Origin of the sequence: Natronoglycomyces albus (assembly GCF_016925535.1) — a bacterium.
GTDB classification, from domain to species: Bacteria; Actinomycetota; Actinomycetes; order Mycobacteriales; family Micromonosporaceae; genus Natronoglycomyces; species Natronoglycomyces albus.
Window position 1 is genome coordinate 2,494,239 of sequence record NZ_CP070496.1, and the last position, 13,589, is coordinate 2,507,827.

Annotated in this window: 11 protein-coding genes and 1 pseudogene; all 12 read right to left on the bottom strand. The window is 61.4% G+C overall.

What is annotated here, in order from left to right:
- Positions 1–26: 26 nt before the first annotated feature.
- The 12 genes and pseudogenes from JQS30_RS17700 to murD all read right to left on the bottom strand — a co-directional run bounded on the left by JQS30_RS17700 (position 27) and on the right by murD (position 13,586).
- Positions 27–398 (bottom strand): TraR/DksA family transcriptional regulator, encoded by a 372-nt coding sequence (locus JQS30_RS17700; protein ID WP_213173045.1) that lies wholly within the window; start codon positions 396–398, stop codon positions 27–29.
- A gap of 980 nt (positions 399–1,378) precedes the next feature.
- A complete protein-coding gene (locus tag JQS30_RS10595) occupies positions 1,379–2,647 on the bottom strand; it encodes a hypothetical protein (protein ID WP_213170248.1) in 1,269 nt (422 codons plus the stop codon).
- A gap of 537 nt (positions 2,648–3,184) precedes the next feature.
- Complete coding sequence (locus tag JQS30_RS17555) at positions 3,185–3,958, bottom strand: DivIVA domain-containing protein (RefSeq protein WP_213170249.1); 774 nt, start codon at positions 3,956–3,958, stop codon at positions 3,185–3,187.
- Between the two features lie 73 nt (positions 3,959–4,031).
- A complete protein-coding gene (locus JQS30_RS10605) occupies positions 4,032–4,322 on the bottom strand; it encodes a YggT family protein (RefSeq protein WP_246497867.1) in 291 nt (96 codons plus the stop codon).
- Between the two features lie 15 nt (positions 4,323–4,337).
- Positions 4,338–4,976, bottom strand: a complete 639-nt coding sequence (locus JQS30_RS17560) for a cell division protein SepF (protein ID WP_213170250.1) — start codon at positions 4,974–4,976, stop codon at positions 4,338–4,340.
- Positions 4,977–5,228: 252 nt separating this feature from the next.
- A complete protein-coding gene (locus tag JQS30_RS10615) occupies positions 5,229–5,954 on the bottom strand; it encodes a YggS family pyridoxal phosphate-dependent enzyme (protein ID WP_213170251.1) in 726 nt (241 codons plus the stop codon).
- 280 nt (positions 5,955–6,234) lie between these two features.
- A pseudogene (ftsZ, locus tag JQS30_RS10620) lies at positions 6,235–7,174 on the bottom strand (cell division protein FtsZ); the annotation flags it as partial.
- Positions 7,175–7,372: 198 nt separating this feature from the next.
- A complete protein-coding gene (locus tag JQS30_RS10625) occupies positions 7,373–8,104 on the bottom strand; it encodes a cell division protein FtsQ/DivIB (RefSeq protein ID WP_213170253.1) in 732 nt (243 codons plus the stop codon).
- Between the two features lie 135 nt (positions 8,105–8,239).
- Positions 8,240–9,661 carry a UDP-N-acetylmuramate--L-alanine ligase gene (murC, locus tag JQS30_RS10630; protein ID WP_246497868.1) on the bottom strand — a complete coding sequence of 474 codons (1,422 nt, stop codon included), beginning with the start codon at positions 9,659–9,661 and terminating at the stop codon, positions 8,240–8,242.
- On the bottom strand, positions 9,654–10,769 hold the full coding sequence (locus tag JQS30_RS10635) for a UDP-N-acetylglucosamine--N-acetylmuramyl-(pentapeptide) pyrophosphoryl-undecaprenol N-acetylglucosamine transferase (RefSeq protein WP_213170254.1): 1,116 nt from the start codon (positions 10,767–10,769) through the stop codon (positions 9,654–9,656). The genes murC and JQS30_RS10635 overlap by 8 nt, the downstream gene beginning before the upstream one ends.
- Before the next feature lie 79 nt (positions 10,770–10,848).
- Entirely contained in the window at positions 10,849–12,120 is a 1,272-nt protein-coding gene (ftsW, locus tag JQS30_RS10640) for a putative lipid II flippase FtsW (RefSeq protein WP_246497869.1), read from the bottom strand.
- Positions 12,121–12,203: 83 nt separating this feature from the next.
- Positions 12,204–13,586, bottom strand: a complete 1,383-nt coding sequence (gene murD / locus JQS30_RS10645; protein ID WP_213170256.1) for a UDP-N-acetylmuramoyl-L-alanine--D-glutamate ligase — start codon at positions 13,584–13,586, stop codon at positions 12,204–12,206.
- Positions 13,587–13,589: the final 3 nt, after the last annotated feature.

Consider the following 13,589-nt stretch of genomic DNA (forward strand, 5'->3'; position numbering starts at 1 on the left):
TGTTGGTTAAATGAACGGCACCGCTGTTAGCGACGCTCATCGAGCTGCTTGCACGCCACGCACTGAGTCGCGGAAGGAAAGACAGCCAAACGGGCGGCCGGAATCGGCTTTCCGCACCGTTCGCAGATGCCCCAGTCCCCCACGTCAAGCCGGTCCAACGCCCTTTCTACCTGGTAGACCTTCTCAGCGATGGTATTGGCGACCGTGATTTCCTGCTCATGTTCAATCGTCTTTGAACCTGAATCACCTTGATCGTCCCCGGCCGAATCAGCCAGCCGCTCACGCTGCAAGGTCTCCATTTCAAGCACAACGCGGCGATGTTCCTCCCGCAATTCCTCCAGCCGCTCGTTGAGGGCCTCTCGCAGCTCAGTCTCTTCCTGGGCCGACCGCGTTTGCATGGTCGGCTTCGCCGGAGGCTCCGAGGCTGGCTTTGCCGCGCTCGACTTCTTGGCTACGACTTTCTTCGCCGCCTTCTTAGTAGCCGTGGCCGCAGATTTCTTCACAGTGGACTTGGCACCCACTTTCGAGGTGGCAGTAGTTTTCTTCGCGGCGGCCTTCTTAGCCGCGGCTTTTTTGGCGGTCGCCTTCTTGGCGGTGGACTTCTTAGCTGGAGTCATAGCAAGCCTCTATGGGGGTTAGGCAGGCAGTCCTGGCACAACATGGACACCGAGAGCGCCGTCTTGCCGATACCGGTGACGGCATGGCAGTACTGGCCGCCACGCGAGGCTACTCTCACGTTCGTGCCCCGGACGATGGTCATTGCCATAATCTCGGCTCCCGTACTACTCGGCGCGGGTTCTCCGCGCCGTCTCAAAAACACTGGTGAGAGACGGTCGCTCACCACCGTCTTAGAGACAGGTCTCTAAAGGTCAGTGCCTGTACATGATCGACGTTGCCCGCTAGACCGCAGCGAAGTTCGACCCTTTTTCATTGCGACACCACACCGCATTATGCCGTTAATTACCGCACACCTGGGTCGTTCAGCCCAAAGGTTCGGATCGGCGATGATGACTCGGATCTGTTGAGAACAGTCTCTTCGGATCGTGCCTTCGCACAACAGCCACGCCCCGCACCGCTTCCCGAGCTACACCACAGTCACACAAGCCTCCTGGTCAAGACGGGCCTACGCGGCATAAACCGCGCAAGGTAGCACATAGGATACGCGCCACGGACTAGGTGGTCAATCGCAACTCGCAAACCAGTTCCCAAATGCCCCTGGAACTGGGCGGACGCATCGGAAAGCCACGAAAGAGCCTAGGTAGGGCGGGGAATGTGCTTCCAACGGAGACTTTTGAGACGAGCGCGAGCGCCACGATGCGGCACCACGCCCACTACTTCGATGCCAAAACCACTCGCTCGCCAAGCCAGGGGGCACTAATCAATGCAGGGCCGGGGTCGCCGATAGATTTCCAGCCGGGTCGCACTGGACGCATGGAGTGAAGCCCAACTCAATGGCCTCATTGATCTCCAAAGGCTCTTCGTCACGCCCCAGCAGGTGCGAACAGCTAGAGAGGTGGAATCGCGGCCGACCATCGATGACGTGAACAGTCGCGTCCAAGCGCATCAGCGAAGCCGCCTCCACGGCCGTCAGCGAACGGCCAGAGGGTTCATCCTCCGGAATTTCCCAATCGGCATGAGCGGGTGCCTCCTCGGCCCAATCGCGGGCTCGTTGAACTGCAGCACTATCTCGTGGGGCCCCGGTGGCCTGCTCACTTTGAGGAGGAAGGGGCGCTTCGCCGGCGCGAAGCCCATAGGCGTTAACGCCACTCGTACCGTCGCCCTGGTGGCCGTTGGCTCCATGCGCGCGGCGTGGGTCCGACAGTTCCCACTCTTCCCATTGCGGCGTAGCCGGTGAATCGACCTCGCCGGGCAAAGGTGCCTCCGGAGCCGAAGCACGGGCCTGATCTGGGTGCCCAGACCAATGTGGATCATCGTCTTGCCAGGCGGGGAACGAGTCATAGTCGGAGGACTGCGATGGCTGAACGCGCCGCGGATCGACAAACGGCAAGTCTCCCGACGATGGTTCAGCCGCGTCGCGTTGCGAGGGAACGGACTGGGGTCCGCCTCCGGGCTCGGTTCGCGGTGGCAGGCCAAAGCTCGTATCCGCACGGCGGCCGGGCGCATCGGAGCGCGAGCCAGGCGGCACAGCGCCGCCGGACCGAAACTCCACCGCCGGGGGCTCAAAGCCATCGCGAATCAGAGGAATCTGGGAGGTGGGGGCGTCGTCACCGCGCAACCGCGGATCATTCGAACCCGGGACTATCGGAACGCCGCCCCTGGCAGGATGCCCCCCACGACCACGCTGGTCAGGATCGTGACTTCGGTGCTGATCGCCGGGCCCCGTTGGCGCCTGCGCCACCGGCGGCGTCAGACCCTCGCCCACATCGAGCAGCTCAGTCTCAGCTTGGGTCGGGTCGCTTACCTTCGAGGCCCGCGCGGCGCGCCGTTGAGCGCTACGACTGGCATAGGAGGACTTCGACTTCTCTTTGGCTCGTTGGGCGCTGGCCCGTGCCCCCAGGAACAAAGCCACACCAGCCAGGAGACTGGCCACAATTGAAGCGACGAGCAGGCTGTTTTGGTCCGTGATCACACCGAACGTCAGCAGCCCCAAGGCGGCTAGCAGAATTAGCAAACTGCTGACGATCATGTCGAGCCTTCTCCCACCCACGACCGGCCCCGAAGGTCGGTCTACTCGCTTGTATCACTGGTGGCGACACGTCCCCGCGAAGGGAGGTAAGGGTCAACATGATCTCGATCGCATAACCCGGACAAAAACGTCAGACCGAGGCCGTCGCGGCGCTGCGCTGGCCATTTCGCTCCGAGAGCTGTCTGAGACAGCGTGTTCGCGTGGCGTATGCGCTACAGCGTCGTTTCGGCGTTGCCGGGGCAACAGTGCTGACAATTATGCCGTCCTACGGATTCTTTCCGAAGACACGCTCTCGAAAAGCCGGTCTTGAGCACCCTGTCGTGAAAGGTTAGGGGCTCAGGACGTGTAGTCCGGGTCATCGGCCATAACGGGGTCTACGACAGTGGGCGGCCGATTAACCTGCTCCACGTCGACGACATCCGTTGGTTCCGACAAATACCTCGACCCGCCGACGGCGTGCACGAAGATCCCAGTACCAATGTCGCTGTATAGAACAACGACAAACCGAGCTTGCAGTTATGGCCGATGCGAACAGTTTTAGGAAAGTTTTCCGTATCCACCGACACCGGCGGCCTGGGGAATGTCGGCATCAGTCTGCGGCATTTCCGGCTCGTCGCCCTCACGGCTACGGCCGTCAAGGTCACGGAGCTGGCTTTCCAGGTATGCCTTCAAACGGGTGCGGTAGTCACGCTCGAACGTCTTCAGCTCTTCGATGTACTTGCTCAACGTCGCGCGCTCGGTCTCGAGGGCGCCCATGATCTCCTGATGGCGCTGCTGAGCGTCACGCTCAAGGCGCTCGGCCTTGCTGCGAGCCTGCGCGACCATGTCCTCAGACTGGCTGCGCGCCTCGCCAAGCACGGTTTCGGCTTCGCGACGAGCGTCTTCGAGGTGGTCGTCTGCGGTACGTTGCGCGACCATGAGCAGACGCAAAGCCTGCTGCTCCCCACCTTCGGCCCCGGCGGCGGCTTGCTGCATCGCGCCCGAGTTCTGCTGGAGAGCGACCTCAGCCTGGTGGCGAGTCTCTTCCAGATCGGCCTCAAGCACGGCAATGGCATGCTCCGCGGCAGACTTCTCACGCTGGACGCGCTCCAAAGCGGCGGCCATCTCGGCATGGTCGGCCACACCTGGCGCCGCGCCGGCGCGCAGGTTCTCCACCTGAGAGCGCAGCTCGCCGTTCTCTTCGTTAAGTCGGATCAGCTCGCGTTCGACTTCATCGAGGAAGCCGTCAACTTCGTCCTCGTCGTAGCCACGCTTGCCGAGCATAGGTTTCTTGAACGTGACGTTGTGAACGTCAGCGGGGGTCAGCGGCATCGAAACTCCTACATTCAGCTGGTGGTCGCAGGGACCACAAACTCAAAATTTCGCCTAGCGTCCGTTCTACGTTTTACATCATGTTGCCCAATACTCCGTGCAACAAGATGGATACTCCGATCAAGAGCACCAAGAACGCTAGATCAATCGCAACGTTACCAAGTCTCAACGGTGGAATCACCTTCCTCAACCCCTTCAGGGGCGGGTCGGTCACTGAAAACACAGTCTCCAGCCACACCGCCGAACGGCGCCCAGGTTCCCAAAAACGGGAAAAGCGCAGCGTAACGCCGAAAACCAAGCGCGCAAGCATGCACAGATAAAACGTGAACAAGACCAAATAAAGAATCTGCACGACCAGTGTCACAGTTGTGAGTATCCCCTATCCGTTGGACGAGAAGAACCCGCCCTCGGCAATCTTGGCTTTGTCCTCAGCTGTCACCTGCACATTAGCCGGTGAGAGAAGGAACACCCGATTGGTGACCCGTTCGAACGATCCCCGCAGCCCGAAGATGAGACCTGCGGCAAAGTCGACCAGACGCTTCGCGTCCGCTTCATCCATTTCCGAGAGGTTCATGATCACCGGAGTGCCATCGCGATAGCATTCGCCAATCGTGCGGGCCTCGGTATAAGTCGTCGGATGCAGCGTCGTAATGCGATAGTTGGGTTTGCTGTCCTCCTGTGGAAGCGACCGGGCAGTAGCAGTCGGTTGCTGCGGAGCCACCGACAGGTTCTCCCGATTAAGCGAAGCCACGGAGGGCGAGGTGGAGGTCCTGCTCGCGGAGCGCGCCTCGGAGCGCTCCACCGAACGCAACGTCGCAGGCTCACCGCCCGCGCGTTCGAGCCGGCGCACCCGACTAGCGCTGGCCGAGGACGTCCGCGAGGATGTCCTCGCGACAGGAGTGTCCTCCTCGTCGCTGAACTCGTTATCGTTCTCAGAGTAGGCGTTGCGACTATAGCTCCGGTCCTCTTCTTCTTCTATGAGGCCGAGCCACACGCCAGCCTTCCGCATGGCACCCATCGACTCTGCTCCCTCCCGGCCGGTAGCTGGCCGCTACCTCATCCTAGCGCCTAATACTTACACGCATGTTATTTTTATCCGTTTTGCCAACCCGCTCGGGCGCGATCCCTTAGGGGGCAAGCCATTCGTCGTCATGTCGCTTGAGATTTTCTCTAGATTACGTGACGACGTCAGTGATGTGTGTGCTCCACCTCGCTCAAGTGGAGACTGCGGGCCCGAGGTGACATTTCCAACAGGGCCCTCACCGGGTTCTCAGTGGGGACGGTCACGGCGGCCAAGTAGTTTGCCGCCCAAGCGAATCATCGTCGCACCACAAGCGATGGCCTCCTCGAAGTCTCCACTCATACCAGCAGATATCTCGCTGGCATTCGCCTCGATGCGGCGCACCCTGTGCGAACATTCGGCCAAGAGGTCGAAGGCCTCTTTGGGCTCCCATTGTGGAGGCGCGACGCCCATGACACCACTCAACGTCAATGAAGAAGACTTGGCGACGCTCTCGGCCAACGCAGCCACATCGGACACCGCCACTCCCCCACGGCCTGGCGCTCCGTCAAGATTCACCTGCAAGAGCACCCGTGGCCGTCTCCCATGTTCGGCCGCGGCACGATCGAGAGAACTCACCAGGCGATCTCGATCGACCGAGTGAATCCAATCGGCAAACCTAGCCACAGAACGAGCTTTGTTGCGCTGAAGTTGCCCGACAAAGTGCCATGCGACCTCAACCCCACTCACCGTAAGCTCCGCGGCTTTCGGTGCCGCCTCTTGTTCGCGGTTTTCACCTATGTCAGTGATACCCGCGCGTACCAGTGCCACCGCGTCGACGGCGGGAAAGGTCTTAGTGATGGCTACGAGCCTGACCGATTCGGGTGAGCGGCCTGCGGCCCGGCAAGCATGTGCGATAGCTTGCCGGGCCGCAGCCACGTTTTCGTCAATGTCGGCTTGTCGCGACTTCGTCGGTGTCAGGGAGGGCGGTAGCACTCGTGTCCTTCTGTTCTGGCTCGATTATCCCGACATCAGGTGAGCCTTACCCAAGCGAAGGCTTGGATAAGGCTCGTGATCTCGACCCCCGTTTAGGATCCGTTCTTCAAAAAGTCAGGGACGTCCACGTCGTCGAAGAGCACCTTACGCTGTTCGGGCTGAGTGGTGATCGTCGCGCTGGGATCGCTGGCCTCATCGGAGGCCTTTGCCGTCACATCCGGTTCCTTCTCAACCGGTTTGATTGGTTTTTGCTGAGCCAGCTCGAAATCACTGTCCTCGGCCTCAAACCCGGCGGCGATGACAGTCACGCGGGCCTCTTCGCCCAAGGCGTCGTCGATGACGGCGCCGAAGATGATGTTGGCATCCGAATGCGCACAGTCGCTGACCAACTCGGCCGCGTCGTTGATCTCGAACAGACCCAAATCCGAACCACCGGCGATGGACAGCAGCACTCCGCGCGCGCCCTCCATACTCTGTTCCAACAGTGGTGACTCGATGGCCGCTCGTGCCGCCTCAATGGCCCGGTTCTCACCACGAGCGGCGCCGATTCCCATCAACGCCGATCCAGCACCTGACATGACGCTTTTGACATCGGCAAAGTCCAGGTTGATCAAACCCGGTGTGGTGATCAGGTCGGTAATGCCCTGCACACCGGAGAGCAATACTTGATCGGCCAAGCGGAAGGCATCCATCATGGAGATGGAACGGTCTCCCAGATGCAAAAGCCGGTCGTTGGGAATGACGATCAAGGTGTCGCACTCGTTACGCAGGTCGTCTATGCCCGACACTGCTTGTGTCTGACGGCGACGCCCTTCAAAGGAGAACGGACGCGTCACGACGCCTATGGTCAAAGCACCCAATTTTCGCGCAATATTGGCGACCACAGGGGCACCACCGGTTCCGGTGCCACCACCCTCACCACAGGTCACAAAAACCATGTCGGCGCCTTTGAGGACTTCCTCGATCTCGTCGCGGTGGTCCTCGGCGGCCCTAGCCCCCACGTCCGGGTTCGCTCCGGCCCCCAGGCCTCGCGTCAATTCCCGACCCACGTCCAATTTCACGTCCGCATCGGACATCAGCAGGGCTTGCGCATCGGTGTTAATAGCAATGAACTCAACGCCTTTCAAGCCCGCTTCAATCATGCGGTTGACGGCATTGACACCGCCGCCGCCGATTCCGACGACCTTAATGACGGCCAGATAATTGTGCGGTGGTGTCATCGAGAGACTGCCCTTCCTTCCCATTTACGCCGCGCCGGGGATGTCCGTATGGAACCGTTTGCGGCGACGTACCAGTATTCCCGATCCGGAAACTATGCCTTCTCGGTCGTACTGACCAGCAGGCGGATCGGCGTGTCGTTAATCTTCTCAAACATCAGTCTCTAGGCCAGAGCTCGGCTCACTTATCCTTCCCATACGCTAACTCACTGAGGGAGCGTTTGGGGCGCTGACATCGAAATGCTGATGATCTTGGGACAACAGTAGCAACGTGACCTGAGATTTCTTTTCGTTTTGGTCTGCGTCACCCCATCGGATGCTCTGCCCGCCTTCCAAATGCAGCACAACCCCTGCCGCCGTGGGAGATTCGACACGTTCCAACTGGTCACGTAGTTCGCGTGGCAAATCTTCCAAGATCTCCAGGGTGGACTTAGTCGCCCGGTCGTGTGGGCCGGGATCGTCTAGCTGCACTTGCAGCAGAGCCGGATCGCTTTCCTCCAAGTGCTGATACGGAACGCCTTCGCGATCGATGACCCAGAAAGAATCGTCCGATTCCGGCACCAATAGATAAGGTCTACGTTCAGTGATCTCTATTCGCAATCCGCGCGGCCACGAACGAGACACGGTCACCGACTCCACTGCGGCAATGGCACCAATGGCACTCTCGGCACCGACCAGGTCGATCCGTGGTAGAGGCACGTCGATTTGTTCGGCAACGGCCGCATGCACTTCCTCGTTTGAAACCAAGGAGTTTCCCTGAATTTCCAGATCGCGGGTGGCAAACAACGGGGTCGTCCACGCTACGGCGACTCCCATGCTCATCACAACCGCCACGGCGAGGACCGACCATAGAAGCCGACGCGAGGAAGTGATGCGAGAAGCCACTCGTACCAGTTGCCATTCCCGCCGAGACGATCCACTGTTGCGCATCATGTCTCCATCATGGCAGGCCGATGCTCGGTCGGACGCCTCCCGACACGAATAAACTCAGCCCAGAACGTCTACCCGTTGCGGTACGCGCCCAGAGTGCAAACGACCAAACCTCGGGCACCACCGCAGGCGCGAAAGCTATCTCGCCAACAAGTCGTCAGGCATCAACGAGATGGGGGGCGCCCCCATGGTCACCACAATGTCGCCCTCGCGAGCAAAACCGTCGACTACCTCCGGCACGTCTTCCCACCGCTCAACGAAGACCTTGTCCTCGTCCGCCTGCGGCAGCGCCTCGGTCAACGCGGCTCCACCCTCCCCAGGCGGAATCGTCTCGCCGGGGCCAAAGATCTCCATCACTACCACCTTGTCGGCCAAACCCAAAGCGGCGGCGATCTCGGAGCGCATCTCAATCGTGCGATAGACGCGGTAGGGCAAGAACACCGCGATGACCCGACCCTCGGTGAGGTTTCGCAGAGTCTTCAAGGCCTCGGTCATCGCGGTCGGATGGTAGGCGTACTCGTCGTAATAGCGCACCCCTTGGCGCACTCCACGCAGTTCGAAACGGCGCTTGACGCCGCCGAACGAGGCCATGCCCGCAGCGATCTCCTCGACCGTTAGCCCCAGCCTGTGACACACGGCGATAGCCGCGGCCGAGTTCAACGCCAGATGTTCGCCGGGAACCGGCAGACGGAAGCGACCGAGTTCCTCACCTTTCCACCACGCGGTGAAATCCACCCCGGCCGTTGATGAAACGAAGTCGCCAACCCGCAATGTCGCATCGGTGCCACGCCCATAGGTGACCACGTCGCGGCCCTCCAGTTGCAGACGCTCAGCCAGCGAGGCGGTGCCCTCATTGTCCTGACACAGCACAGTAAACCCGCGTTTTTCGACGTTGCGGCAAAAAGTCTCGAAGCCGCGGCACAGCGAATCCATATCGCCATAGACGTTGAGGTGGTCGGCGTCGATATTGGTGACAATGCCGACAGTGGGTCGGTACCGAAGAAAGGACCGGTCCGACTCATCGGCTTCAGCCACAAAGTGGTCGCCAGTACCGTGAGCTCCAGAGTGCGCGCCAATGATCTCGCCGCCGTTGACGTACGAGGGTGCTCGCCCGGAGTGCTCCAAAATCTGGGTAAGAATCGCGGTAGTCGAGGTCTTGCCATGAGTGCCGGTGACCACGATCGAGGTACGACCGGTCATGGCGGCGGCCAAGGCCTCTGAACGGTGGAGAACGGGGATGCCCCGTCGCCGAGCCTCGGCGACTTCGATGTGCTCATCGTTGATGGCCGTGGATCGCACAACCGTGTCGATGCCATCCAAATTGGATGCCTCATGTTGACGGTGCAGCACAACACCTTGCGCGACGAGTTCAGGTAGCGAGGGCCAATCTTTGTATTCGGAGCCGACCGTCGCCAGCCCACGGGTGGCCCACAACCGAGTGAGCCCACTCATGCCTACCCCGCCCACACCGATGAAGAGGGTGCGGCCCAGATCCTCGGCCGTGATCCCCTTGTCGATGGGCGAGGGCAGATTCTCGTCGCGGCCAGTGTGGTCAGGCATTCTGAGAAACCGCCTTCAACGTGAACTCTCGCAGAGCCTCATCCCCATCGCGGCGGCCAAAGCCAGCCGAGGCGGCAGCCATCTCGGAGAGTCGGTGACGATCAGTGATAAGCGGGATGAGACTGCCATCGATCCACGAAGGGGTCAGATCCTCGTCGTCGCAGAAGATCGCGCCCCCTGCGGCAACAACCGGACCGGCTGTACGGTACTGCTCGCGGTTGCCCCACGGCATAGGCACGAACACCGTCGGCAGCCCCATCGCGGTGACCTCGGCGACGGTCATAGAACCCCCTCGGGCCATCACCATGTCGGCGGCGGCATAGCCCAGCTCCATCTCATTGAGATAGGGCATCGTCACATAGCGGGCGGCCAGATTGTCGGGAATGACCACCGGCTCCTCCCGGCGGGCTCCGATGACGTGCAGAACTTGAATGCCGTTGTTGGTGAGCGATTCCGCCGCACCCGAGACAGCGTCATTGATCGACTTGGCCCCCTGGGAGCCGCCATAGACGAACAACGTGGGCCGGGAAGGGTCGAGTCCAAAGTGAGCGCAAGCCTCCTGGCGGCGGGCCGCACGATCCAACGTCGCGATCGAGGTGCGCAGCGGCACTCCGGTGACATGTCCATCGGCCAACAACGGAACGGCCTGAGGCAAGTGCGGGAATCCCAAGGCCAGATTGTCGGAGAACTTAAGCGCCAATTTGTTGGCGACTCCGGGCGGGTCGTTGAACTCGAAGACGACCATTGGGGTCTTGCGGCGCCACGCGGCCAAGTAGGCGGGGACGGCGACATAACCGCCGAAACCGACCACCGCGTCAGCGGCGACCTCGTCGAGGATATTGCGGGTGGCCTTCATCGCCTTCAACATGCGCGGCGCGGTCAAGAGGAGGTCAAGGTTGACCTTCCGCGGCAGCTGATGAGCGGGAACATTGCGCAACGTGTATCCGGCTTTGGGGATGAGCTCATTTTCCAGTCCCTTTTCGGTGCCCAGACACGTGATGCGGATGTCGGGGTTGTGTCGCCGCAGGCAATCGGCATAGGCCAACAATGGGTAGATGTGGCCGCCGGTTCCGCCGCCCGCGAGGACGACTGAGTTCAGTTGAGACACGTTACTTCTTTCCTGGTATTAGGGACTCATCGCCCCGTTTCTCAAGCCGTTCGAGCTCAAGCGCCGGGGCCGGGGAGGACTATTTCTTGGCGTCGCTACGCCGTCTCGACGTGGTCTTTTGCCCAGGGGTCGAGCGTTGGCTCGGGCCGCCTGTGCGAGACGACCCTGGCTCGCGGGGTAGTGGCGGGAGCGGTGCCCACAACAGCCTAGTCAGGCGCGAGGGGTTACGCGCCCGCAGTGCCCGTGCGGCGTCAGGTTCAGCACGGGCAAAGGAGGCGAGCATCCCGACTGCGGCCAAGACCATCACCAGCGCGGTGCCGCCGTCGGAAATGAAGGGTAGAGGCACCCCGGTGATGGGGAGCAAACCAATGACGCCGCCGATATTGATGACCGTTTGGCCGGTTAGCCACACCGTACAACCGGAGGCCACCACCCGGCGGAAGGGGTCCTCCACCCGGCGGGCGATGCGGAACCCGGCGTAAATGACGATGCAGAACAACCCCAGCACCACCAGACAGCCGAAAACGCCCAATTCCTCGGCGATGAGGGCGAAAATAAAGTCATTGTGCCCGTTGGGTAGCCACTCCCACTTTTGCCGGGACTCGCCCAGGCCAACCCCGAACCAGCCTCCGTCGGAGATGGCGTAATAGCCCTGGATGGCTTGCCAACCCCACGTGTCCTGGTACTCCTCCGGGTTGCGGAACGACAAGATGCGTTCCATGCGCCGGGAGGCGGCGAAGATCAAAAAGACCGACCCGACAAACGCCAGGGTCAACAAACCGGTGATGATGCGCAACCTGACACCAGCGGTAAACAGCATGGCTAGGAACATCAGCACCATGATCAGCATGGTCCCCAGGTCGGAGTAGCCGACCAAGACCATGAGCACCCCCGCGATGGGAAACAGCGGGACGGCGAGGTCACGCCAACTTCCCAGCCGAGGACCAGCTTTGACCAGAATGTCGGCGGCCCACAGCAGAAGGGCGAACTTGGCGATCTCGGAGGGCTGCAACTGGATGGGCCCGATGTAAATCCACCGGTCATAGGTGGAGACCGCCGCTGATTGGCCCGCGTAGGGAATGAGTACCAGGATCAAACCCAGTACCAACGACAGCACCAGCATCGGGCGGGCCAGCGAGCGATATGTGCGCACCGGCAGCCGCTGCGCCACCCAGAAAGCGACCAAACCGATCGCGGCCCAGGTAGCCTGCTGCACGATCACGGCAAAGGCGTTGCCTTCCCGCGCATAGGATTCGACCATCGTGGCCGAGAACACCATGACCAGCCCGATGCACAGCAGCAGACCCACTGCGGACAGCAGCAGGTAGTACGACGCGAGAGGTCGCGCCATCAACCCATGAAGAGGGGCGAAGAGCCGGTTTTGATCTTGCATACGCATCGATTCTTGCACGAGGAAGCTGGGTCCGCCGACTTCTAGCGGTGTTTCCGCCGTGTCAACGCGGCGGCAAAGGCCTGGCCACGTTCGGCATAGCCCGCATACATGTCGAAGGACGCGGCCGAGGGAGCCAGAAGGACTGTATCTCCCGGACTCGCCACCGCGTCGGCGGCAGCCACCGCTTCATCCATCGCCGAGTGCTCAACACTGTCCACTATCGCAACCGGTACTCGCGGAGCGTATTCGCGCAGCGCCTCGGCCACCAGGCCCCGATCCTGACCCAACAGTATGGCCGACTTCAGGCGTGGGGCCACAGCCTTCACCAATGGTGCGATGTCGACACCTTTCAACTGACCGCCCGCGATCCACACCACGTCGTCGTATGACTCCAGAGAAGCCTGGGCCGCATGCGGATTGGTGGCCTTGGAGTCATCGACCCACCGCACCCCGTCGTATTCGGCGATCGTGACATTGCGGTGTGGCTCCGGGCGGTACGCGCGTAGTCCCTCGGCCGCCGAGCGCGGGGTGGCTCCGACCTGATAGGCCAGGGCGGTCGCGGCCAGCGCATTGGCCACGTTGTGTAGCCCAGAGGGGCGGATGTCGGTGGCGGGGCAAATGCGTTCGCCGTTGGCGTCGATGAGCCATCCTTCGGCCAGTCCGAACTGGCCCTTGTCAGGTGGGTTGAGGGTGAAGCCGATGATGTCGAGGTCGGGGTTGGTGTGAGCTTGGTAGTGCCGTGCTGCGGCGATAACGGCCCGGTCGTCAAGGTTGACGATGGCGGTTCCGGATCTCCAGATGTGGGTCTTGGCCTCGACGTAGGATTCCATGCTGCCGTGCCAGTCGAGGTGGTCGGGAGCGAGGTTGATGATCGCCCCTGCTTGGGGGGCCAGTGTGTGGGACCAGTGGAGTTGGTAGCTGGACAGTTCCACGGCCAGGACGTCCCAGGGGCCGTTGGCGACACTGACCAGTGGTAGGCCGATATTGCCTAGGGCTTGGCTGCGCAGTCCGGCGGCGGTGAGGATCGCATGCAGCATCGTGGTGGTGGTGGTCTTGCCATTGGTTCCTGTGATGCCAAGCCAACTGGCGGCCTCGGGTGTTCGAAGCCGCCAGGCCAGCTCGGGTTCGCAGTAGACGTCGATGCCGCGTATGGCCGCTGCCGTCACGATGGGGTGGTGGGGGGCGAAACCAGGTGAGACCAATAGCTGGTCGATGTCGTCTAGTAGGTTCGGCGGCGCATTGACGCCGATGATGATGCGTGCGCCTTGTTTTTCTAGTGTGCGCAGATTTTCACAGTCGCGGGCGTCGTAGACGGTGACGTCGCGGTTCATGGACAGCAGCGTGGTCGCGGAGGCGGTTCCGGCGATACCGGCTCCTGCCACCAGGATGCGTTGGGCGATGGTCGCTGATATGTCGGCGTTCATGGT

Coding starts and splice junctions, on each gene's coding strand:
- JQS30_RS17700 (WP_213173045.1), bottom strand. CDS start 398: ATGCAAACGCGGTCGGCCCAGGAAGAGACTGAGCTGCGAGAGGCCCTC.
- JQS30_RS10595 (WP_213170248.1), bottom strand. CDS start 2,647: ATGATCGTCAGCAGTTTGCTAATTCTGCTAGCCGCCTTGGGGCTGCTG.
- JQS30_RS17555 (WP_213170249.1), bottom strand. CDS start 3,958: ATGCCGCTGACCCCCGCTGACGTTCACAACGTCACGTTCAAGAAACCT.
- JQS30_RS17560 (WP_213170250.1), bottom strand. CDS start 4,976: ATGGGTGCCATGCGGAAGGCTGGCGTGTGGCTCGGCCTCATAGAAGAA.
- JQS30_RS10625 (WP_213170253.1), bottom strand. CDS start 8,104: ATGATGCGCAACAGTGGATCGTCTCGGCGGGAATGGCAACTGGTACGA.
- murC (WP_246497868.1), bottom strand. CDS start 9,661: ATGCCTGACCACACTGGCCGCGACGAGAATCTGCCCTCGCCCATCGAC.
- ftsW (WP_246497869.1), bottom strand. CDS start 12,120: ATGGCGCGACCTCTCGCGTCGTACTACCTGCTGCTGTCCGCAGTGGGT.
- murD (WP_213170256.1), bottom strand. CDS start 13,586: ATGAACGCCGACATATCAGCGACCATCGCCCAACGCATCCTGGTGGCA.